This window comes from Streptomyces griseoaurantiacus, assembly GCF_036189845.1.
In the GTDB taxonomy this organism is placed as follows: Bacteria; Actinomycetota; Actinomycetes; order Streptomycetales; family Streptomycetaceae; genus Streptomyces; species Streptomyces griseoaurantiacus.
The window spans coordinates 7,024,537-7,046,673 of sequence record NZ_CP108326.1 but is presented as its reverse complement, the minus strand read 5'-3'; the positions used below and the strand labels follow the sequence as shown (position 1 = coordinate 7,046,673).

20 protein-coding genes are annotated in these 22,137 nt (G+C 74.3%); 12 read left to right on the top strand and 8 right to left on the bottom strand.

The genetic code is table 11. The features are described 5' to 3' along the window. Positions 1-135: 135 nt before the first annotated feature. A complete protein-coding gene (locus OHB09_RS30950) occupies positions 136-699 on the bottom strand; it encodes a hemerythrin domain-containing protein (protein ID WP_319351825.1) in 564 nt (187 codons plus the stop codon). A 277-nt stretch (positions 700-976) separates the two neighbouring features. Between OHB09_RS30950 and OHB09_RS30945 the strand changes: the two genes are divergently transcribed. Next, positions 977-1,123 carry a hypothetical protein gene (locus tag OHB09_RS30945; RefSeq protein WP_006140017.1) on the top strand — a complete coding sequence of 49 codons (147 nt, stop codon included), beginning with the start codon at positions 977-979 and terminating at the stop codon, positions 1,121-1,123. Between the two features lie 272 nt (positions 1,124-1,395). On the opposite strand, the gene OHB09_RS30940 is transcribed toward OHB09_RS30945, so the two are convergent. Then, on the bottom strand, positions 1,396-2,106 hold the full coding sequence (locus OHB09_RS30940) for an SDR family NAD(P)-dependent oxidoreductase (RefSeq protein WP_006140018.1): 711 nt from the start codon (positions 2,104-2,106) through the stop codon (positions 1,396-1,398). A 103-nt stretch (positions 2,107-2,209) separates the two neighbouring features. Between OHB09_RS30940 and OHB09_RS30935 the strand changes: the two genes are divergently transcribed. Continuing rightward, the gene (locus tag OHB09_RS30935) at positions 2,210-3,049 is read left to right on the top strand and encodes a helix-turn-helix transcriptional regulator (protein ID WP_191853623.1); all 840 of its coding nucleotides are present in this window, start codon (positions 2,210-2,212) and stop codon (positions 3,047-3,049) included. Between the two features lie 96 nt (positions 3,050-3,145). Here the strand turns inward: OHB09_RS30935 and OHB09_RS30930 are convergent, their stop codons facing one another. Beyond that, complete coding sequence (locus OHB09_RS30930; protein WP_191892141.1) at positions 3,146-4,684, bottom strand: hypothetical protein; 1,539 nt, start codon at positions 4,682-4,684, stop codon at positions 3,146-3,148. 725 nt (positions 4,685-5,409) lie between these two features. Between OHB09_RS30930 and OHB09_RS30925 the strand changes: the two genes are divergently transcribed. The 8 genes from OHB09_RS30925 to OHB09_RS30890 all read left to right on the top strand — a co-directional run bounded on the left by OHB09_RS30925 (position 5,410) and on the right by OHB09_RS30890 (position 15,128). After that, positions 5,410-5,979 carry a universal stress protein gene (locus tag OHB09_RS30925; protein WP_040895054.1) on the top strand — a complete coding sequence of 190 codons (570 nt, stop codon included), beginning with the start codon at positions 5,410-5,412 and terminating at the stop codon, positions 5,977-5,979. Between the two features lie 151 nt (positions 5,980-6,130). Continuing rightward, positions 6,131-6,694 carry a DoxX family protein gene (locus tag OHB09_RS30920; protein WP_093594566.1) on the top strand — a complete coding sequence of 188 codons (564 nt, stop codon included), beginning with the start codon at positions 6,131-6,133 and terminating at the stop codon, positions 6,692-6,694. 268 nt (positions 6,695-6,962) lie between these two features. Then, positions 6,963-9,050, top strand: coding sequence for a DUF1996 domain-containing protein (locus tag OHB09_RS30915; protein ID WP_328922883.1), 2,088 nt, complete (start codon positions 6,963-6,965; stop codon positions 9,048-9,050). 138 nt (positions 9,051-9,188) lie between these two features. Continuing rightward, positions 9,189-10,070 (top strand): restriction endonuclease, encoded by an 882-nt coding sequence (locus OHB09_RS30910; RefSeq protein WP_191853622.1) that lies wholly within the window; start codon positions 9,189-9,191, stop codon positions 10,068-10,070. A gap of 95 nt (positions 10,071-10,165) precedes the next feature. After that, entirely contained in the window at positions 10,166-11,083 is a 918-nt protein-coding gene (locus OHB09_RS30905) for an NADP-dependent oxidoreductase (RefSeq protein ID WP_191853817.1), read from the top strand. Positions 11,084-11,236: 153 nt separating this feature from the next. Then, positions 11,237-11,908: a (2Fe-2S)-binding protein gene (locus tag OHB09_RS30900; RefSeq protein ID WP_234528501.1), complete on the top strand. Its 672-nt coding sequence runs from the start codon at positions 11,237-11,239 to the stop codon at positions 11,906-11,908. Beyond that, positions 11,905-12,903 (top strand): FAD binding domain-containing protein, encoded by a 999-nt coding sequence (locus OHB09_RS30895; protein ID WP_328727757.1) that lies wholly within the window; start codon positions 11,905-11,907, stop codon positions 12,901-12,903. Before OHB09_RS30900 ends, OHB09_RS30895 begins: the two co-directional genes overlap by 4 nt. Positions 12,904-12,998: 95 nt before the next feature. Next, positions 12,999-15,128: a xanthine dehydrogenase family protein molybdopterin-binding subunit gene (locus OHB09_RS30890; RefSeq protein WP_328922882.1), complete on the top strand. Its 2,130-nt coding sequence runs from the start codon at positions 12,999-13,001 to the stop codon at positions 15,126-15,128. Between the two features lie 88 nt (positions 15,129-15,216). Here the strand turns inward: OHB09_RS30890 and OHB09_RS30885 are convergent, their stop codons facing one another. Together OHB09_RS30885 and OHB09_RS30880 are read right to left on the bottom strand one after the other, a co-directional pair. Then, positions 15,217-15,984, bottom strand: coding sequence for a YqjF family protein (locus tag OHB09_RS30885; RefSeq protein ID WP_328727758.1), 768 nt, complete (start codon positions 15,982-15,984; stop codon positions 15,217-15,219). A 183-nt stretch (positions 15,985-16,167) separates the two neighbouring features. Further along, positions 16,168-16,638: an MSMEG_6728 family protein gene (locus OHB09_RS30880; RefSeq protein WP_006140030.1), complete on the bottom strand. Its 471-nt coding sequence runs from the start codon at positions 16,636-16,638 to the stop codon at positions 16,168-16,170. A gap of 152 nt (positions 16,639-16,790) precedes the next feature. On the opposite strand from OHB09_RS30880, the gene OHB09_RS30875 reads away from it, so the two are divergent. Together OHB09_RS30875 and OHB09_RS30870 are read left to right on the top strand one after the other, a co-directional pair. Then, the gene (locus OHB09_RS30875) at positions 16,791-17,534 is read left to right on the top strand and encodes a DUF4142 domain-containing protein (protein ID WP_006140031.1); all 744 of its coding nucleotides are present in this window, start codon (positions 16,791-16,793) and stop codon (positions 17,532-17,534) included. 88 nt (positions 17,535-17,622) lie between these two features. Beyond that, entirely contained in the window at positions 17,623-18,606 is a 984-nt protein-coding gene (locus OHB09_RS30870; protein ID WP_040895007.1) for an NAD-dependent epimerase/dehydratase family protein, read from the top strand. 504 nt (positions 18,607-19,110) lie between these two features. On the opposite strand, the gene OHB09_RS30865 is transcribed toward OHB09_RS30870, so the two are convergent. Genes OHB09_RS30865 through OHB09_RS30855 form a run of 3 tightly spaced genes read right to left on the bottom strand, consistent with a single transcriptional unit; the run spans position 19,111 to position 22,033 of the window. Beyond that, on the bottom strand, positions 19,111-20,028 hold the full coding sequence (locus OHB09_RS30865) for a DUF6891 domain-containing protein (RefSeq protein ID WP_234528504.1): 918 nt from the start codon (positions 20,026-20,028) through the stop codon (positions 19,111-19,113). Positions 20,029-20,082: 54 nt separating this feature from the next. Continuing rightward, positions 20,083-21,207 carry a sensor histidine kinase gene (locus OHB09_RS30860; protein ID WP_006140038.1) on the bottom strand — a complete coding sequence of 375 codons (1,125 nt, stop codon included), beginning with the start codon at positions 21,205-21,207 and terminating at the stop codon, positions 20,083-20,085. Then, positions 21,200-22,033 (bottom strand): response regulator transcription factor, encoded by an 834-nt coding sequence (locus OHB09_RS30855; RefSeq protein ID WP_328922881.1) that lies wholly within the window; start codon positions 22,031-22,033, stop codon positions 21,200-21,202. The genes OHB09_RS30860 and OHB09_RS30855 overlap by 8 nt, the downstream gene beginning before the upstream one ends. Positions 22,034-22,137 lie beyond the last annotated feature (104 nt).

The following is a 22,137-nucleotide window of genomic DNA, read 5'->3' as shown; positions in this document are numbered from 1 at the left end:
GGACGTGCGTACATGAGCGCGGATGCCTGAACGCGCCGGGGCCGGGGGCCGCAGCCGCCCCCGGCCCCGGCGCCGTCCGGCCGCGCGGGCCCGCCCTACCTCGGCGGGCCCGGCCCGGACTTCCGTGGTTCCGCCTCAGCCGTTCTTGCCTCGGCCCGAGAGCGCGTCACGGAGCCGGTCGATCATGCCGGCGCCCGGGTCGAGCAGCTTGTTGGCCGGCGGCTTGTCCGGGGAGGCCGGGTGGGGCCGGGTCGGGGCCGTCTTCTTGGCCGTACGCACCTTCTCGCCGAGCTTCTCCAGGTCCTCGGCGTCGGCCGCCTGACGCAGTCGCGGGAACAGGTTGTTCTCCTCGTCGGCGACGTGCTCGCGGATCTCACTCATCAGCGAGGTCATCAGCTGGTCGAAGCGGGGGTCGTCCGGCTCGCAGCCCTCCAGCTCCTTCATGGTGCGCTCGGCCGTGCTGTGGTCCTCCAGCTCCTTGTCGGCCAGGGAGTCGCCGTCCGGGAGGTACTTGCGCACCGCCGGGTACAGGTGCATCTCCTCCGCGACGGAGTGGCGCACGAGTTCGATGGTGACCTGGTCGACCAGTTCCTTGCGGCGGCCGTCCCCGGTCGGCAGTGCCTCGAAGCGGGCGAACATCTCCTCCACTTCGCGGTGGTCGGTGGTCAGTTCGTGAATGACGTCTCCGCCGTGTCCCACGGATGCCTCCTTGCTGTGAGCGGTACTGCTGCGAGCGGTTGCCGGGACGGCAACGGTCGCGGGCGCCGCTGTACGCGTCGCCGGTGCTCCCCGGGTGCCCGCAACCGCGCGCCTTATGACGCCCGGTGCCCGCAACCGCGCCTCTGGCGGCGGGGAGGTGCCGGGCGGCCGATGCGGGGTAGCCGGGGCAGGGAGCGCGTACGCGGGAAGGCGGCGCGCGAACCGCCGACCGAAGGCGCGGAGGCCCTGGCGGGCCCACCGGCCGGGAGGGAACGTCATGCCCGGAGTCATGGAACGCATCAAGCAGTTCGCAAGGAGCCCGCAGGGCCGGCGGACGATCGACCAGGCGCGCCGCACGGCCTCCGACCCTCGGCGCCGTGCCCAGGCGCAGCGCCTGCTGGGCAAGCTGCGCACGCGCCGCTGACCGCACCGACCGGCGGAACCGGCGGAACCGGCCGGACGGGGCACGGCACGCCCGTCCGCGTCGCACTCGTCCGCGTCGCACTCGTCCGCGTCGCACTCGTCCGCGGCAGAACCCGCCCGCGACGGGCCGGCCCGCCCCCGTGGCGGCCCGCCCGGGGCGGGCGGACGCGCGTCCGTGAGCGTCCGCCCCGGATGACACGGGTGCTCCGGACGCGCCCGCTCGCCCGGGTCACCGGAGGAGTGGGCCGCCCGCGGCGAAGCAGCCCGTCCGGGTCACCACGGGAGCGGGCCGCCCGCAGCGAAGTAGCCGCCCGTGGGACCGTCCGCGCCCACCTGTGCCATCCGGACGATGATCTCGGCGCCCTCCTCCACGGTCTGGACCCCCGTGTTGCCGTTGAGGTCCGTCTTGGTGAAGCCGGGCTCCACCGCGTTGATCCGCATCTCCGGGAACGCCTTCGCGAACTGCACGGTGATCATGTTGACCGCCGTCTTCGAAGCGGGGTAGGCGACGCCCGGGTAGGCGTACGCCGGGGTGCCCGGGGTGCTCAGTCCGGTGAGCGAGGCGAGCCCGCTGCTGACGTTGACGATGACCGGGGCGGCGGAGCGGCGCAGCAGCGGCAGGAAGGCGTGGGTGACCCGGACCGTGCCGAAGACGTTCGTCTCGAACATCTCGCGCATCATGTCGGCCGTGACGTCCGCGGCGCCGATGACGCTGTTGCCGGGTCCCCGGCCCTCGATGCCGGCGTTGTTGATCAGTACGTCCAGGCCGGCGCCGTCCGCCCGGACGGTCTCGACGGCCGCGGCGACGGAGGCGTCGTCGGTGATGTCGAGGGTGAGCGGGCGCGCGCCGAGGGCCTCGGCGGCCCGGCGGCCGCGTTCGGCGTCGCGGGCGCCGAGGTAGACGGTGTGGCCCGCTTCGGTCAGGCGGCGGGCGGTCTCGTGTCCGAGGCCCTTGTTGGCCCCGGTGATCAGTGTCGTGGTCATGTGTCCCAGGCTGCGTCGGTGCGGCCGGGCCTGCCAGGAGTCCCCGCTTCCTGGGACCAGCGGTACCAGGAAGCCGGACGGCGGACGGGGCACACTGGAACGCATGGCGACGGCGGAATTCGGCAGTGCGGTACGCCGGTGGCGGGACCGGGTGTCCCCGGAGGCGGCGGGTCTCCCGGCCGGGGGGCAGCGGCGGGCGGCGGGGCTGCGCCGCGAGGAGCTGGCCATGCTGGCCGGCATCTCGGTCGACTACGTCACCCGGCTGGAACAGGGCCGGGCGTCGAACCCCTCGCCCCAGGTCGTCGAGGCGCTCGCGCGGGCGTTGCGCTTGTCGGGGACCGAGCGGGCCCATCTGTTCCGGCTGGCCGGGTTGCTGGCGCCGGGCGGGAGCACCGTGCCCACGCATGTCACGCCGAGTGTGCAGCGCATGCTGGACCGGCTGTCGGGCACCCCTGTCGCCGTCTTCGACGCGTCCTGGACGCTGCTGTTCGCCAATCCGCCGTACGCGGCGCTGATGGGCGACCCGTCCGGATGGCGGGGCGATGAACGCAACAGCGTGTGGCGGCACTTCATCGGCCCGGGCAGCCGCGCCCGGTACACCCCCGAGGCGCTGCGGGCGTTCGAGCGGGCGCTCGTGGCCGACGTACGGGCGACCTTCGCCCGCTACCCGGACGATCCGCGTCTGCGGCGGCTGGTGGCAGAACTGCGGGCGCGCAGCGAGCGGTTCGCCGAGTTGTGGGACTCGGGCGCGGTCGGCGCGCACGAGGCGGCGCGCAAGATCATCGACCATCCGCGGGTGGGGGCCGTCACGCTGGACTGCGATGTGCTCTCCGTGTCCGGCAGTGATCTCCGGATCATGGTGTTCACGGCGGAGCCGGGCAGTGAGGACGCCGACCGGCTGGCGCTGCTGACGGTCCTGGGCACGCAGACACTGGCGCACTGAGCCTCCACCCGTTTCCGCGCCGGAACGGGTGGGGCTCGTGCACCCCGCGCGGGGGATGGGCGGAGGCCCGTGAACCCCGCGCGGAACGGGTGGGGTTCAGACGTCGGTGCCCGTGCCGGTTCCGGCACCGAGCCCGCGTGTCGTGTACGCGCATTCCGTGTAGACGTACCCGGGGCGGAGCTTGGCCGTGTCGGACGAGGGTGTCGTGGTGCTCGCGTTGCCGCGGGACTTGTGCACGAAGTACGTCGTGCCGACGGGCAGTGAGATCGTGCGCTGCGGATAGTTCCGGCCGCTCTTGCCGCAGGGCTCGAAGCCGGGGCTCAGGGTGCTGCCCCAGTCGTACTCCGTGCAGCCCCCGCATCCCTTGAGGGTGAAACTGCCGGTGACCGGGCCCGTGTAGAGGACCCTGATGTCGTCGGGGCTGTCGTTCTTGACCGTGACGGAGATGCTGCCGCCGGAGGCCGTGGTGGGCAGCCGCTTGCCCGCGGCCGGGATCGTCTGCGCGACCTCCGCGGCGATGGCGATCTTCTGGGCACGGGCCCGGTTCCTGTGGTGCTTGTTGTTCTTCAGGAAGTCGCTCATGCTGTCGAGGGCCGCGTCGAAGTCCTTGTCCTCGTACTCGTCGACGCCGCACGCGTAGGCGCCCTCGTCGGCGCCTCGGCCGGCCCGGTCGGCGTCCTTGGCCAGGGCCGCGTCCACCCCGGCCTTCTCCCCCGGCAGATCGCCGATCTGCGAGGAGAGGCCCTCCAGCCGGGAGACCGCCGTGCACGGTTCCTTCCCCCGCACGTCCCCGACCGCCTTGCCGACCGCCGACTTCACGGCCGGTTCCACCTCGGCCGCCTGCGCCGACTCCGGGAACGTGGTCAGCAGGTCCCCGAAGAGGCCGGGCCACTCGGCGTCGCCCGAGGTGAGCCCGTCGGAGGCGCACTCGTAGAGGGATGTGGCCAGCCGGTCGTCGGGCCAACGGGCCAGCGAGCCGAGGTGCGCGCGGTCGACGGTGCGCGGAACGGTACGCAGGAAGGTGAGCGCCGGTACGGCCTCGCAGTACCGGCCGCGGGCGTAGGGCGCGCCGACCGTCGTGTAGAAGTCGTGCAGCCGGCCGGGCACACGGTCGGCGGCTCGGGAGCCGGGGTGGTCGGAGGCGAGGGCGTCATAGGCGTTCAGGGCACGGCGGTAGCCGGCCCTGGCCTGGGTGAACGGCTGCTCCGAGGCGGCCTCGACGAGGTGGTCGGCGTGGTCCAGCCGGTCGAGGAGCATCCGCTCGGTGGCCTCGTCACGGGCGTCGTCGTACAGCACCGCGCCGCCCGCCGGGACGGCGAGGAGCAGGACGCCGAGCGCGAGGGCCAGCGGGGCACGCGGCGGCCAGGCGAGACGGGTCCGCAGGCCCACCACGGCACCGTGGGCGGCGGCCGCGAGGAGGAGAACCGCGTAGAGGGCGAGCGCGGGCACCGGAACGCCGTCCGGGTCCGCGGGCAGCGCGAGGAACAGCAGACCGGCGGTCACGGCACAGCAGAGCAGGGTCAGCAGGGGGCGGCGGACGAGCGCGTACCCGAGGCCGAGACCGCTGAGGTTCAGCAGCGCCACCCCGGCGGCCCGCACGCCGTCCGCGGGGGCGGGCGGCGGGGCGGAGGGCATGGGCGGCACGGGCGGTCCCTGGGGACCGTGGAAACCGTCGAAAGCGTTGAACCCGCCCCCACCGGGCGGGCCGTACGGCGATCCGGGACCGCCGGGTGATCCGTACGGCGTTCCGGGCGGCCCGTACGGGGTGCCCGCCGTGCCGGGCGGGGGCCCAGCGGGGGCCGATGGGGGTCCCGCCTGCCCGGGCGGAGTCGCCGGGGGGCCCGGTACGCCGTACGGAGGTCCGGCCGGGTCGGGGCGGCCGCCCTGGAGCGGCACGGGCCGGCTCCAGCCCGCCTCCGACCGGTCTTCGGCCGCGCCGGCCGCGCCGGCCTGGCCTGCGGGCCCCTTGCCCGCCTGTCCCCCGGCCCCGCCGCCCGACTGCCCTGCGGCCGTCTCCGGCCGGTCTCCGGCGTCGCCGCCGACTCTGTGGTCACCGTCTCCGGACGTGCCGTACTGATCCCCGGACATGCCGTTCCCCCCGCTCAACCCCGCACGCGCACGCGTGGGTTGCAGTGTACGGTCGGTCGACCGGATCTGACAGTGAGTATCCGGCTCCCGGTGGCGCTCCCCGCGCCCTCGTGGCCGAAGGCGGACGTGCCGAACGCCGCCGAGCGGGTACCCGGGACCTCGTGCCGGGAGTGCGCCGGACGGCGCCCCTCCGGGTGGACTCCGCCCGTGGGAGCGACGGCGCGTCCGCGCGCACGACGGTCCGGGAGACGAACACGTGGAACGGTGAGGTCATGTCTGAAGCCGACGGTGTGGGGCCCGCTCGTGTCGTGGTCGGTGCGAGTGACTCCCTCAGCAGCCGAACGGCCCTGTACCGGGCCGCCGAGGAAGCGCGGCGCAGGGGCGCCGAACTGTGGGCCGTGCTCGCCTGGGAGGCGCCGGGCGGGGACCTCTCCGCCCACCGCCCGGCCGGGGTCGAGCCCCTGCTCGACGAGTTGCGGCGGACGGCCCGGCGCACCCTGCTGACGGTGCTGCACGAGACGTTCGGGACGGCCGGGCCCGGGGTGCCGCTGCGGGCCGTCCTCGGGCGGGGTCCGGCCGGGCGGGCCCTGGTGCAGATCGCCGACCGTGCGGGTGACCTGCTGGTCGTGGGCGCCGGCAGGCGTGGCCGGCTGCACCGGCTGGTGTCGCCCTCCGTGAGCCGGTACTGCCTCGCCCACGCCGCCTGCCCGGTCCTCGCGGTGCCGCCCTCGCCGCTGGAGGCCGACTGGAAGGCGGCGCACCGGCGCAACGCCCTGCGGCTGCCGCTGGACACCCGCCACTTCACCGAGGAGACGCGAGCGACGGTGCCGCCCGAGCGGTGACGAGCGGTGACCGTCACTCTGCGGGGCTGCGGGGGCGGGCGGATTGATCACCGTGCCGGTGGGGAACCCGGCAGCGGCCGCTTCACGGCGCCACGGGCACCCGCCCGGCGCCCGACCCTGTCTCTGTCCCCGTCATCCGAAAGGTCCGACCATGAGTGTGTTGCGAGTGCTGGGCCGCCCGATGCTGGCCTCCATGTTCATCGCGGGCGGTCTGGACTCCGTCCGTCACCCCGAGCGGGTGGCGGAGATCGCGGAGCCCGTGGTCCGGCCCGTGTCCGACCGTGTGCCGATGCTGCCCGACAGCACCTTGCAGGCCGTGCGCCTCAACGGCGCCGTGCAGGTCGCGGCCGGTGTGCTGCTGGGGCTCGGCCGCATGCCCCGGCTCTCCGCCCTGGCCCTCGCCGGCACGCTCGTGCCGACGACGCTGGCGGGGCACCGCTTCTGGGAGGCGGAGGAGGGCGCCGACCGCGTGCAGCAGCGCATCCACTTCCTCAAAAACGTCTCGATGTTCGGCGGCCTCCTCGTCACCGCCGACGACACCCACGGAGTTCCCTCGCTCCTGTGGCGCGGCCGTCACACCGCGAAGGAGCTGCGCCGCGAGGCGCGGCTGGTGCGCCGCTCGGCCCGAATGGGCGCGCTTCCGGGGGCCGCGGTGGGCGGTGTCCGGGCCGGCGCGAAGGGCGTGAAGGGGCTGAAGGCCAAGCTCCCCGGCTGAACGACGGCCGGTTCACACCCTCGACTGAACGACGGCCGGTCCACGCCCCCGGCTGAACGACGGCCGGTTCAGCACACGGCCGGTTCGGCCGCCCCGCTCGGCGGGGGTCACGAGACACCGTCAACTCCGGTGCGCCGCCCCCGCCGAGACGTCCGTTCCTCGCGGAAACTCGATTCTCCTGAGACTGCTGTGAACATCCTGTGTCCCGGCTCCGTATAGAGCCCGAGGGCTGTTCCGCCCTGTCCGGTGGCAAGTCGAGGAGGAAGTCGTGACCGGAGGGACCCGCAGGAGACCGAGGGCCGCGCGACGCAGTACGGTGGCGGCGATCGCACTGATGGTCGGCGGGGCCGGTCTGATCGCCGTCAACACGTACGCCTCCGCGAGCGAGACGAACGAGACGAACCAGTCGGGGACGACCCGGCTCGCGGCCGGTGCCGCGGGGAGCACCGTCGACTGTCCCGAGGTCGCAGACAGCCTGCCCGAGCTGTCGGAGAAGGCCCTGGCCGGTGTGAGCGACGAACTGGCCGCGATGGACACCCAGGTCACCGACGCCTACCAGCGGCTGACCCGGATGGGGACCGCGCCCGGCGCCGGGGAGAAGGTCAAGGGCGAGGTGCTCGACCCGCTGGAGAAGTCGCGGGCGGAGAGCATCGGCAGGATCACCGACTCCATCGGGAAGTCGACCGGGGAGCGTCCGTCGGGCCTGGACGACCTGGCCGCCTGCGAGGTGAGGACCGCCCCCGGCGGCACCACCGGCAACGGGTCGGGTGACACGGGCGCCGACGGCAAGGATTCCGGCGACAAGGGCTCCGGGGATCAGGGCACCGGCGGGGACGGCGGCACGCCGCCGGCCGCCGGAGGGGAGAACGGCAACGGCCCGGAGGCCACCGACTTCGTCGACATCCGCACCGTGAGGCCGAACGTGAACCGTGCCCCGGAGGCGCGGTCGGGGGCCTCCCGCGGTTCCTTCTCCGTCGACTGCGGGGTGAACGAGAACAAGAACTACAACACCGACAACGTGATCGTGGCGCCCGGTGTGACCAACGGCGCGCACCACACCCACGACTACGTCGGCAACCAGGACGTCAACGCCTTCTCGAACAACGACACGTTCGCCGCGGCCGGCACGTCCTGCGACAAGAAGGGCGACAAGTCCTCGTACTACTGGCCGGTGATGCGTGTGCAGGACGGCACGCAGGAGTTCGACCAGAACAACGACGGCGGCGGCAAGGAGGGCAACGTCGGCAAGATCCTCACCGCCAAGCAGGCCGAGATCAAGTACGTCGGCAGTCCCACCTCCAAGGTCGTCGGGATGCCGAAGTTCCTGCGCATCATCACCGGTGACGCCAAGGCCTTCACCAACGGCACCGCGAACGCCAACGCGCACTTCTCCTGCACCGGCTTCGAGGACAAGGTCCAGCTGACCGACAAGTACCCGATCTGCCCCAAGGGCAGTGACGTGGTCCGCTCGTTCGCCTTCCAGAGCTGCTGGGACGGCCAGAACACCGACAGCGCCAACCACCGCTCGCACGTCGCCTTCGCGGACGCGAACGGCAACTGCGCGGGCGGGTTCAAGGCCATCCCCCAGCTCACGATGCGCCTCGTCTACAGCGTCCCGACCCCGGTCATCGCGAACGGCCAGGTGAAGAACGCCTACGCGGTCGACGGATTCCCCGAGCAGCTGCACAAGCCGATCAACGACCACGACGACTTCATCAGCGTCATGGACCAGAACCTGATGAACCAGGTCGTGGACTGCCTCAACAAGGGCCGGAACTGCGGCGCCGGCACCCCGCCCGAGAACGGGAACGGCGCCGGCAAGGGCGACGACGACGGCGGCAAGGGCAACGGCGAGTCCGACGACAAGGGCGGCCAGGGCGGCAACGACGGCAAGGGTGACAACGACGGCAAGGGTGGCAACGACGGCAAGGGCGACAACGGCAAGGGCGACACCGGGAACGGTGGTGCCACCGAGGCCCCGGCCAAGGGCGGCACGCCGAACGGGCAGGACGAGGCCAAGGGTTCCGGAAGTTCCGGTGACGAGGCCGTGAAGTCCGGCGGCACCGCCGGTGCGGACGCCCCGAGGACCGAGTCGACCGTGGCGTCCGAGGCCCAGCGTGCGCAGTCGGGCGCGAATCCCGACACCTCCGCCTCGCCCTCCGCGGTCTCCCGCCCCGAGGGCGGGGAGGACCAGGAGCCGGCGGGTTCGGTCAACCCCGCGCCGCAGGCCGAGGGTTCGCAGGGCAGCCTGGCGGAGACCGGGTCGCAGCTCTGGCCCGCGGCGGCCGGTGCTCTGATGCTCTGCGCCGGTCTTGTGGTGCTGCTCCGTTCGCGGCGTCACACCGCGCGCCGCTGAGCGGCACCACATCGCCCCGGTGGGACGCGTACGGCATCACGCGTCCCACCGGGGTTCTCGGCTTAACCCGGCGATCTTGGGCACACGTGCGAGGAGAGTGATCTTCGGAGTGTGATCCGCGAGGGGGGACCGCCGTCCATGACCACCACACCCGCGCCCCGGATACGTCCACGTCGTCGTGGCCGCGGTTTCGACCTGCGGCGCACCTCGCTGTTCTTCGGTCTGCTCGCTTTGGCCGTCGTGGTGCTGGGGCTCGCCGCACGGACGGCCGCGCGGGCCGTCGCGCACCGGCCCGTGCCGGCCGTGGCACTGTGCCTGGTGCTGCTGCCGTGCGCCGCGCTCGCCCTGCGGCAGGGGTGGCGCGGCTTCTCCGCGCGACGGGCCGCGCGCCGCGCGCTGGTCGCCTTCGACGCCGCGACGACGACGGCCCTCGACGCCCTGGAATCGGCTCCCGCCACCACCGGTCCGCGGACGGCCGGGCCCGAGGTCGCCCTCGCGCCGGCCGAACCCGCGCTCGCCGGCGCCGGGTCGGCACCGGAGTACGCGCCGGAACTCCCCTCCGTTCTCGCCGCGGACACCGTCACCGCTCCCGTGCGGTACACGACGGTCGACTACGACTCGCTCGACGCCGACGCGTTCGAGCAGGCGGTCGCCGCACTGTGCGAACGGGACGGGTGCACGGAGGTGGAGGTGGTGGGCGGCGCCGGGGACCTGGGCGCGGACGTGGTGGGTCTCGCCCCCGACGGCCGGCGTCTCGTCGTCCAGTGCAAGCGCTATGGCGACACCCACAAGGTCGGCTCGCAGGACCTGCAGCGCTTCGGCGGCACCTGTTACACCGTGCACGAGGCCGAGGTCGCCGCCGTCGTCACCACGAGCGACTACACCGCGCCCGCCATGGAGTACGCCGAGCAGTGCGGCATCCTCTGCGTCGATCGGGACACCCTGCAAGCCTGGAGCGACGGCACCGGTCCGGCGCCCTGGCAGCTCGACCGGGGCCCGGACGCCGACGACCGCCGGTGAACTGCACCCGGCCACCGGGAACGCCGGAACCACCGGAACCACCGCAAGAAGGAGACCCCACCATGACGGACCAGGACAGGATCGCGGACGCCTCGATGCGCGCCATGACCTACGACCGCTTCGGCGGCAACGAGGTGCTGTCGGAGACCCGGCAGCCCCGCCCCCGGGTGGGGCCGAGCGAGATCCTCGTACGAGTGCGCTGCGCCTCGGTCAATCCCGTCGACTGGAAGGTCATGGCGGGTGGGCTCAAGGACCTGATGCACACCGTCTTCCCCGTGGTGCCCGGCTGGGACGTGGCCGGTGTCGTCGAGCAGGTCGGCATCGACACGCCGGAGTTCTCGGTCGGCGAGGAGGTGCTCGCGTACGCACGCAAGGACTACGTGCACGGCGGGACGTTCGCCGAGTTCGTCACCGTCCCCGTGCGTGCCCTGGCCCGGCGCCCGGCCTCGCTGTCGTGGGAGCAGGCGGCCGGGCTGCCGCTCGCGGGGCTGACGGCGTACCAGACACTGACCCGCCTGGGCACCGGCGAGGGCAGCACCGTGCTGATCCACAACGCGGGGGGCGGGGTGGGCACCCTGGGCGTGCAGATCGCGGTGGCGCTCGGCGCACGGGTGATCGGCACCGCCTCGCCCGGGCGGCACGACACGCTGCGCGAGCTGGGCGCGGAGCCCGTCGCCTACGGTGACGGGCTGGCCGAGCGGGTGCGGGAACTCGCGCCGGACGGTGTCGACGTGGTGGCCGACTTCGTGGGCGGTGTCCTGGACGTCACCCGCTCGGTCCTCGCCGAGGACGGACGGCACGCCTCCATCGCCGACCCCGCCGTCCTGGAGGCCGGCGGGCAGTGGATGTGGGTCCGGCCCAGCGGCAGTGACCTGGCCGAACTGGGCCGACTGGCGGACGAGGGGAAGCTGACGGTGCCCGTCGCCGCGACGTACCCGCTGGAGCGGCTCGCGGACGCCTTCGCGCGCAGCCAGGAGGGCCACACGCACGGCAAGATCGTCGTCACCGTGTAGCAGACCCCGGTGAGCGGCGCCCGCGGCGATCTCGAGGTGCCGGGACGTGTCAGGTGCCGCAGCCTGGTTACGCGGTTCCCACGGCATCGCGCGGGGCCCCGGCCCCGCGCGCACCGCGACCGCGTCCCGCCGCGACGGAAGGCTCCCCACGCCATGGACGGTCCGCACCACGAGACAGGCACCGGCGACCGGGCCCGTGAGAGCGCCCGGCCCACCGGCCCGGGGCCCGGGGCCTCCGGTGGGGGCGGTGCCCTCGGCACCCTGCCGGACGCCTGCCGGTCCACGACGACGCTGCGCGTCAACGGCGTGTCGCACACGCTGACCGTCGACAACCGGCGTGTCCTGCTGGACCTGCTGCGCGAGGACCTGGACCTCGTCGGCGCGAAGAAGGGCTGCGACCACGGTCAGTGCGGCGCCTGCACGGTGCTCCTCGACGGGCGCCGCGTCAACAGCTGTCTGCTTCCCGCCGTGGCCCTGGACGGCTGCGAGGTCACCACGGTCGAGGGGCTGCCGGCACTCGCCCCGCCCGAGGACCGCGAGGACGGGGAGAACGGTGGTGACCCGCTCCACCCCTTGCAGCGGGCCTTCCTGGAACGTGACGCGTTCCAGTGCGGCTACTGCACCCCGGGCCAGCTCTGTTCCGCCGTCGGCGCGATCGCCGAGGCGGTGGCGGGCCATCCCTCGCACGTCACCGATCCGGCCGCGCCCTCCGGCGAGCCGGTACCGCTGACGCGGGAGGAGATCCGCGAGCGGCTCAGCGGCAACCTGTGCCGCTGCGCCGCCTATCCGCACATCGTCGAGGCCGTGGAGGACGTACTGCCGTGAAACCCTTCGCGTATCTGCGGGCCGGCAGCGTCGAGGAGGCCGTCGACGCGCACGCCGCACACCCCGGTGCCCGTTACCTCGGGGGCGGCACCAATCTGATCGACCTGATGAAGCTGGAGGTGGAACGGCCCCCGGTCCTGATCGACGTGAGCCGGCTGCCGCTGGAGGGGGTGCGGGAGCTGCCCGAGGGCGGGCTGTGGGCGGGGGCCACCGTCCGCAACAGCGACCTGGCCGCCCACCCCGCCGTACGGGACCGCTATCCGGCGCTCTCCGAGGCGTTGCTGGCCGGGGCCTCCGGGCAGTTGCGCAATGTCGCCACCACCGGCGGCAATCTGCTGCAGCGCACCCGCTGTCCGTACTTCCAGGACGTCACCAAACCGTGCAACAAGCGGGAGCCGGGCAGCGGGTGCGGGGCCCTGGAGGGCGTGCACCGCGACCACGCCGTCTTCGGGCACTCGCGGCACTGCGTCGCCACGCATCCCTCGGACATGGCGGTGGCGCTGGCCGCGCTGGACGCCCGCGTGGAGCTGTACGGGACGGAGGGGAGGCGGACGGTTCCGGTGGCGGAATTCCACCGGCTGCCCGGCGAGCACCCCGAGCGGGACACCGAGATCCGCCCCGGGGAGCTGATCACCGGGGTGGTGCTGCCGGCGGCGACGGCCGGGCTGCCCTCGGCGTACCGCAAGGCCCGGGACCGTGCCTCGTACGCCTTCGCGCTGGCCTCGGTGGCCGCGGTCCTGGAGGTGGCGGACGGTGTCGTGCGCCGGGCCGCGATCGCCTTCGGCGGGGTGGCGCACCGGCCGTGGCGGGCGCGGCGGGCCGAGGAGGCGCTGGTGGGCGCCGCGCCCACGGAGGACGCCTTCGAGCACGCCGTGGACCTGGAACTCGCGGCGGCCAGCCCGCTGCGGGACAACGCCTTCAAGGTGCCCCTGACCCGGGGTCTGGCCCTGGACGTCCTCACCCGGCTGGCGCCGCGCACCGCGTCACCGGCCTGACCCCGGCGTCCGGGGCACGCACCGCCGCGGGCGTCCGGCCGTCGTACCGACCGCTGTCTCCCCCTCGTTCCCGCAGGGCATGTCAGGAGGACCTCATGGATTCCGTCGCCGCGCAGACACCGGCCGGCTCTCCGGCCGTCGGTGCCCCGGCCGAGCGCCGCGAAGGGCGGGAGAAGGTCACGGGGCGCGCCCGCTACGCCGCCGAACACCCGCTGCCCGGACGGGCGTACGGGTGGCCGGTGGCCGCGTCCGTCGCGCGCGGCCGGGTGCGGTCCCTGGACACCTCGGGCGCCCTGGAGCAGCCCGGGGTGCTGACCGTCCTCACTCCGGCGGACGCGCCCCGGCCGGCCGAGCCGGACGACCCGACGCTGAGGGTGCTGCAGGACGACCGGGTGCCGCACCACGGCTGGTTCGTCGCCCTGGTCGTCGGGGAGAGCCTGGAGGCGGCCCGGGCGGGCGCCGCCGCCGTGCGGGTCGAGTACGCGGCCGAGGAGCACGACGTGCTCCTCACCGCGGACCACCCGGCGGCGTACACCCCCGAGCGGGCCAACGGCGGGAACGCGGGCCGTCGTCTGCGCGGCGACCCGGAGGCGGCGTTCGCCGCCGCCGCGACCCGGGTGGACGTGTCCTACCGGGTGCCGCCGCTGCACAACCACCCGATGGAGCCGCACACCTCCACCGCCCACTGGGACGGCGACCGGTTGCGGGTGTACGCCTCCACGCAGGGCGCCACGACCGTACGGGCCACCCTGGCCGCCCTGTTCGAGCTGCCGGAGGAGCGGATCACGGTCACCGCCGAGCACGTGGGCGGCGGCTTCGGTTCCAAGGGCACCCCGCGTCCGGACGTCGTGCTGGCCACGATGGCGACGCTGCGCACGGGACGTCCGGTCACCGTGGCGATCCCCCGCCGGATGCTGCCCGCCGCCACCGGCCACCGCGCGCCCACCCTGCACCGGCTGCGGCTGGGCAGCGGGCCCGACGGGCGGCTGGCCGGGCTGCTGCACGAGGTGACGACGTACACCTCGCGCGTCAAGGAGTTCACGGAGCAGGCGGCCGTTCCCGCCCGGGTGATGTACGCGGTGCCGCACAGCCTCACCGAGCACCGGGTGGTGCCGCTCGACGTGCCCACGCCCTCGTGGATGCGCGCGCCCGGCGAGGCGCCCGGGATGTACGCGCTGGAGTCGGCGATGGACGAGCTCGCCACGGCCCTGAACCGGGATCCCGTCGAGCTGCGGATCGCCAACGAGCCGGACGCCGAACCGGACAGCGGCAAGCCGTTCAGCAGTCGGCACCTGGTGGAGTGCCTGCGCGAGGGAGCCCGCCGCTTCGGCTGGTCCGCGCGCGATCCGCGCCCCGGCACCCGCCGCGAAGGAGCCCTGCTGATCGGCACGGGCGTGGCCGCCGCGACCTATCCGGTGCTGGTGGCGCCCTCCGCCGCGAGCGCCGAGGCCCTGCCCGACGGCACGTTCGTGGTGCGGATCAACGCCACCGACATCGGCACCGGCGCCCGTACGATCCTGGCGCAGGTCGCCGCCGACGCGCTCGGGGTGCCGCTGGAGCGGGTGCGCAGCGAGGTCGGCAGCACGGACCTGCCGCCCGCCCCGCTGGCCGGCGGCTCTTCGGGGAGTTCCTCGTGGGGCTGGGCGGTGCACCAGGCGTGCGCCGAGCTGGCGGCCCGGCTCGCCGAGCACTCCGGGCGGGTTCCGGAGGGCGGGCTGAGGACGCTGGCCGACACCAAGGGCACGGCCGACGCCGAGAGCCCTTACGCGCGGCACGCGTTCGGCGCGCACTTCGCCGAGGTCGCGGTGGACACGGCCACCGGGGAGACCCGGGTGCGCCGGTTGCTCGGGGTGTTCGCCGCCGGGCGCATCCTCAACGCCCGCACCGCGCGCTCGCAGCTCGTCGGCGGCATGACGATGGGGCTCGGCATGGCGCTCACCGAGGGCAGCACGACGGACCCCGTGTTCGGCGACTTCGCCGAGTCGGACCTGGCCGCGTACCACGTGCCCGCGCACGCCGACGTGCCGGACGTGGAGGCGCACTGGCTGGACGAGGAGGATCCGCACACCAATCCGATGGGCAGCAAGGGCATCGGGGAGATCGGGATCGTCGGCTCGGCGGCGGCCGTCGGCAACGCCGTGCACCACGCCACCGGTGTGCGCTTCCGCGAGCTGCCGCTCACCCCGGACCGGGTGCTGACGGGGCTGCGGGCCGCCCGCCGCTGACCCGCCCTCGGGGCCGCTGACCCGCCCTCGGGGCCGCTGACCCGCCCTCGGGGCCGCTGATCCGCCCTCAGGGCGTGCCGGCCCGTCGTCAGGGCGTCGGGATGCCCGCCGGGCGGGCGGGGCGGCCGAGGGCCACGGGCACGCCCGGCGAGTAGAGCACGCTGACCGGCTCCCCCAGCCCGCCGGGCAGACCGGCGGCCGCCAGCAGGTTCTCCTCGCAGCGCACCAGTTCGGCGCGGTGCAGCGGCCAGCGCGGGTGGGCGTTGGGCAGGAAGCCGGTGTCGCCGAAGAAGGCGTTGTGCATCCCCCAGCGGGCGGTCAGGAAGTGTTCGAGACCGCTCGGTTCGGCGATCGGCTCGCCCCGCCGCACGACCAGCCTGCTGTGGGCGCCGCGGGGGCCGGGCAGGCGGCGGGTGCTGGTGTAGCCGACCAGGTCGCCCCTGTGGCGCACGGCCATCCGGGACCAGACGTACGGCAGCCGGAACGCGATCCGGCCCATCAGGACGGGGAGCAGCCGGGAGGCGTCCATCGAGCGGAACACCACCCCGCGCCGCCCGTGCGCGTCGACCGAGTAGAGGCGCACGTTGGTCTCCGGGAAGGAGCCGAGGTAGGGCACTCCGGGCGAGCGCAGCCAGCCGACCCGGTGCATGCGGAACGCCACCAGGCCGACGTAGGTCCGCCCCTCGTACACGTCCGGCACGGTCCCGGCGGGCAGCAGCGGGGCGACGGCGTCCGGGTCGAGCGCCCAGTGGACGAAGGAGAGGTCCAGCCACTCCTGGGTGAGCAGCGGCCGCTTCAGGGCGGCGGGCGCGTCGGGGGTGACGGGTTCGGGGACGGGCGTGGCCCGCGAGGTCACCGGGCCGGCGGCTCCGGTTCCGTGTCCCTGTCCCTGTCCCTGTCCCTGTCCCTGTCCCTGTCCCTGTCCCTGTCCCTGTCCGGCAGGAGCGTGTCCGGCAGGACCGGGCGGCTGCGGGGTCGTCGGCGGCATGGCCTCAGCATGGCAGGGCCCGGGTTGCGCCGTTCGGGTGACACGCGGGGCTCACTCGCCGCCGCGGTCCGAGCCGGGCCAGAAATAGGGCAGGTCGTCCGGCACACCGGGGAAGTGCGGGGCGTAGAAGTCCGGGTCCTTGCGGACCAGGGCGGAGCGGTGGCTGCGGTGCAGGTCGGGAACGCCGAGCCAGGGCGGCAGTTCACCGGCCTCGGCCAGCTCAGGCTGCTCCCGCACCCGCGTCTCGGGACGGTGGGCGGCGAAGTCGGCGACCATGGTGGCCGCGCAGCTGTCCTGGTGGCCCAGATCGCGCCAGACGTGGCACATCTGCAGCCCGTAGCGGACGAGGGCCTCCTCGTATCCCGTCCACATCCGCACCGCCGGATGCCTGCGCCAGCCGTAGCCGGGCACGGTCAGCCCGCGCAGCACCTGGAGGGCCTCGACCCGCTGCTTGCCCAACCGGCGGCGGTCCAGGACGCGGGCCGACTCGGTGAAGTCCGGATACGGGAGAAATGTCTGCACGGCTCATGGGGTACCGCGCGGCGGCGGGATCGAATCACTCGCGTTCGCGGTGACGGATCCGCGGGCGGCGTCCGTACTACCCGGTGTGCGCCGTACCACTCGGTACGACTCGGCGCACGCGCTGTATCGGCAGTCCCTGTCTGGAGGCACCCATGCGCATGTCCCGCAACATGGCCGGAACCGTCTTCGTGTTCGGCGCGCTGAGTCTGACGCTCACCGCCCTCGCGTACCCGACCATGCTCGGGGTGCAGAACTCCGCCACCGATCCCGACCGTGTCGTCGCCAACACGCCGCACGGCCCGCTCACCGAGGGCGACCGCGACTTCGTCGTGAAGGTGCGTTCGGCCGGGCTGTGGGAGTACCCGCTGGGCGAGATGGCGCTGGAGCGGGGTACGACGGCGGCGATGAAGGAGGCGGGCAAGCACCTGATCGTCGGGCACGCCGGGCTGGACGAGACCTGCCGGAAGATCGCGCCGGAGCTGAACATCACCCTGCCCAACCAGGCGACGCCGCAGCAGCAGCAGTTCGTGGCGACGGTGAGCGCCTCCCGGGGCAAGGAGTTCGACTCCACGGCGGTCAACATCATGCGGGTGACGCACGGGCAGATCTTCCCGGCCATCGCCAAGGTCCGCGCGAGCACCCGCAACAGACTGGTGCGGCAGCTCGCCGACCAGGCCAACGACACGGTCCTCGACCACATCACGGTGCTGGAGAAGACCGGCCTGGTCAATCACGACCAGGTCAACTTCCAGCAGACCACCCCGCCGAAGCTGAGCCGGGATCAGCTCACCCCGCCGCCGCCCCAGCCCGGGGCGCCGTTGGTGGCGCTCTCCCCGCGTCCGGACCTCAACGTCCGCACCGACGCTCCGGCGCCCTCCTCCTCGCCCTCGGGGTGAGCCGTTCGGCGGGGAGAGGTCTTACGGAGCGGTGACGTGCGGGCGGCGGGGGCCGACGCCGGGCCCCGCCCGCCCTAGCGTGGTCGGCATGCGCGTACTGGTCACCGGCTCGGCCGGGTTCATCGGGTCCCATGTCGTCGAGGCGCTCGCCGCGCGCGGCCACGAGAGCGTCGCCCTGGACGTCCGCGAGGACGGTGGCGACGTGCGGGACCCCGAGGTGGTCGCCGACCGGCTGCGCGGGGTGGACGCCGTCTGCCACCAGGCGGCGATGGTCGGGCTCGGCACCGGCTTCGCGGACGCCCCCGAGTACGTCTCCCGCAACGACCTCGGCACCGCCGTACTCCTCGCGGCCATGGCCGAGGCGGGGGTGCGGCGGCTGGTGCTGGCCGGCTCGATGGTGGTCTACGGCGAGGGCGCCTACGCCTGTTCCCGGCACGGGGCGGTGCGGCCCGGCCCCCGGACGGTGGCCGACCTCGACGCGGGCCGCTTCGAGCCGCCCTGTCCGCGCTGCGGCGCGGCCCTCTCCCCCGGCCTCGTCGGCGAGGACGCCCCCGCCGACCCCCGCAACGTGTACGCCACCACCAAACTGGCGCAGGAGCACCTGGCCGCCGCCTGGGCGCGCTCGACCGGCGGCTCCGCGGTGTCGCTGCGCTACCACAACGTGTACGGCCCCCGGATGCCCCGCGACACCCCGTACGCGGGCGTCGCCTCCTTCTTCCGCTCCTCGCTGGCCCGCGGCGAGGCGCCCCGGGTCTTCGAGGACGGGCGTCAGCGACGCGACTTCGTCCACGTCCGCGACGTGGCGGCGGCCAACGTGACGGCCCTGGAGGCGGAGGCCGCCCCGGGCGCGCTCACCGCGTACAACACCGGCAGCGGCACCCCGCGCACGATCGCCGACCTGGCCGAGGCCCTCGCCACGGCCTGCGGCGGCCCGCGGCCGACGGTGACCGGCGAATACCGGCTCGGCGACGTCCGCCACATCACCGCGGACTCCGCCCGCCTGCGGGCGGACCTGGGCTGGAAGCCGGAGGTCGCCTTCGAGGAGGGCGTGCGGGAGTTCGCGCGGTCGTGAGGGGGCGCCGTCGGCCGCCACGGTGCCGGGCTCACTGGAGCAGCTCGAAGTGGGGGTGGTGCGGGGACGACGGGCAGACGTGGAGTTGCAGGTTGTTGCCGCCTGTGATGTCGATCAGGGTGAAGTCGCCGTCCCGGGCGCCCAGGGGCGGCGGGCCCGGCGCCGGCCGGTCCTCCTCCGCGATCCAGGTGGCGCTGCCGCCGTCCCATTCCGAGGAGGCGATGGTGAGGAGCGGGACCGCCTCGGTGCCGCACTCCGCGCCAGCGGGGCCAGTCGGGGGAAGAGCGCGGTGACGTCGAACGGCCGCGGCGGAGTGGTGAGCGTGGCGTCCATGGCGGTGATGCTGCCGGCAGCCAGTGACAACGGGGCGCCGACCCGGGCGCCGACCCCCCGCCGACGTGGTGACGCGCCGTCCGGCGCCACCTGCCCGGCGGGCGCCGGCTTCGCGGGGCGCGAACGAGCACCGCGCGCGTGAGCCGGCGGCGCGGCGCCCGGCCCGCCCTCCTAACCGACCAGGCGGCGCCGCCAGTCCAGCGGTGTGACGGTGACGGCCCGGGTGGGGTCGCCGTCCCACTCGGTGCGGAGGCCGACCGCGTCGAGGGCGGCCACGATCTCGTGGCCGAGGGCCGCGGTGGTCCCGGACGAGCCGTCGAAGCCGCCGTAGAGGAGCATCAGTCCCCGGCCGGCCGCGGCGGAGTCCGTGCACTGGGTGTGGAAGTAGACGAAGCCGCGGGCGTCGGGCCCGCCCTCGCCGGCGATCTCGGAGTGTCCGCAGTTGCGGCAGCAGGCGAAGTTCTCGCGGGCGGTGACGCCGGCCTCCCGCAGGGCGGTGAAGGCGCGGGTGAGCCGCTCGGGGTCGGTCTCGCCCCGCCACTCGGCCTGCTCCGCGACCCGCTCCAGCCACAACCGGTCCGCCAGCACCCGCGCCTGCTCGCGCGACACGGGGCGGCGGTCCCCGGAGACCAGGTGGTCCTCGGCGAGCTCGGCCAGTTCGGCGCGCGAGGCGTAGCCGCCGACCAGCACCTCACGGACGCGCCTCTCCAGCTCCACCCGCTCCTCCTCGCCGAGGTCGAGCGGCGGCACCTCACGGACGGGGCCGAGGTCGAGCGGCGACCAGGCCACGCCACTGTGCCATCCGGCCTCCTGTCGGGCCCAGCCGGTCAACACGGCGGTCACGGCCCCGGGGTCCTCGGTGCTCGCCCGGAAGTGCCGGTCGGCGGCGCCGTCCCGGTACTCCACCGTGTAGTCGCCACCGGCCTCGTGCCAGACCTGGGCGAAGACATCGGGCAGGTCGGGTATCCGCTGGAGCACCAGGAACCGGTCACCGTCGCCGCCGATGCGCCGCACCAGTGCGGCCAGTTCCTCGGCGGGCACACGGATGTGCCGCTCCCCCGTCTCCCTCTCCACTGCGATCTCGAGCATGCGCAGACTCTGGCACACCCCTCCGACAGTCCGGACGTCCCGGCCGTCGAGGTCCTACGGCAGTCCCGGGGCCCCCACCACCGGCAGGGTCACCTCGAACCGGCAGCCGCCGGACACGTTGCGCACCTCCGCCCTGCCCCGGTGCGCCTCCACGATGCCGCGCACGATGGCGAGGCCGAGTCCGGCGCCCGCCGGGGGCGTCCGCGCGTCGGTGCCGCGCCAGCCCGTGTCGAAGACGCGGGGCAGCTCCTCCTCCGGGATGCCTCCGCAGGCGTCCGTGACGGACAGCACGACGCCGTCCTCGGACCGTTCCGCCGCCACCGCGACCGTGCCGTCCGCCGGTGTCCGGCGGATCGCGTTGACCAGCAGGTTGCCCAGGACACGGCTCATCTCCTTGCCGTCCACCTCGACCGGCACCGCCTCGATGCGGTCCCCCACGAGCCGTACCCCGTGTTCGCGGGCGAGCGGGTCCGCCCCGGCGAGGGCGTCGCCGACGAGGTCGTAGACCGACATCCGCGAGGGCGAGAGCGCCAGCGTCCCCGCGTGGATGCGGGAGAGCTCGAAGAGGTCGCCCACCATGCCGTTGAGGCGCTCCACCTCGGTGCGGATGCGGCGCAGATAGCGGTCGGGGTCGGCGACCACGCCGTCCTCCAGCGCCTCGGCCATGGCGCGCAGTCCGGCGAGCGGGGTGCGCAGGTCGTGGGAGATCCAGGCGACGAGTTCGCGGCGGGAGGACTCCAGGGCCCGCTCCCGCTCCCGGGACCGGGCGAGCCTGGCGCTGGTGGCGGCCAGTTCCCGGCTGACCTCGGCCAGTTCGGCGGTGCCCGGGCTCGTGGGCGCGGCGAAGTCGCCGCCGTCGCCGAAGGAGCGTGCGGCGAGGGCCAGTTCGCGGCTGCGGGCGACCACCCAGCGGCCCAGAAGGAGGGCGGTCCCGAGGGAGACGACGGCCGCCATCGCGACGACCGTGGTCACCACGGAGAGGTCGTGCGCGGACAGGAACATGGCCTGGGCCACGGCGAGGGTGCCGGCGAGCATCGCGCCGACGGCGACGGCGGCGACGACGGCCACGGAGAGGGTGAGCGAGCGGCGGCGCAGCAGCCACAGCGCGCCCAGGCCGAGCAGTCCGGCCGCGGCGGCGCCGAGGAACGCGAACAGCATGATGAGCAGCATGTCACGCACGGCCGGTGCTCCCCTCGGGCGCGGCGCCGGCGCCCGTGCCCCCGCCCTCGCCCGCCCTCTCGAAGGTGCCGGGCTCCCCGGCCGGGCCGGTGCCGGTGCCGGTCGGTTCGAAGCGGTAGCCCACGCCCCACACCGTCTGGATCAGCAGGGGTCGGGCGGGGTCGTCCTCGACCTTGCCGCGCAGCCGCCGGACGTGGACCGTGACGGTGGACAGGTCGCCGAAGTCCCAGCCCCACACCTCGCGCATCAGCTCCTCCCGGCCGAAGACCTTCCGGGGGTGCGCGAGCAGGAAGGCCAGGAGGTCGAACTCCCGCAGGGTGAGGGCGAGTGCGGCACCGTTCTTGGTGGCGCGCCGGGCCGCGGGGTCGAGGACGAGGCCCGCCGCGTGCAGCGGGCGGGTCCCCGGACCCGGGCGGGTGCGGCGCAGCACGGACTGGACGCGCAGGACGAGTTCGCGCGGGCTGAACGGCTTGGTGACGTAGTCGTCGGCACCCACTTCGAGGCCGAGGATGCGGTCGTCCTCGTCGCCGCGCGCGGTCAGCATGACCACGGGCACGGGCCCGTTCTCCCGCAGCCTGCGGCACACCTCGAGTCCGTCCATGCCGGGCAGCATGAGATCGAGCACGACGAGGTCGGGCCGGTGGGCGGCGGCCCGGTCGAGCGCGGCCGGGCCGTCCTCGGCGCGGTCCACGACGTATCCGGCGCGGTCCAGGTATCCGGAGACGACCTCCGCGACGGTGGGGTCGTCGTCCACGACCAGGATCCGGGCTCCGGTGGCGTCCGGCGGTGCCGCTTCGGGGGCCGGGGACTCGTTCGGCTGTCGCATGCGGTCCAGCCTCCCACCCTGCCGGTCCGAGCGGCGCCGACGCCCTGCGACGTCCCTGTTTCGTAAGGAGCCGATGCCCGGATTGTCCTTTTCCAGTTCGTAGG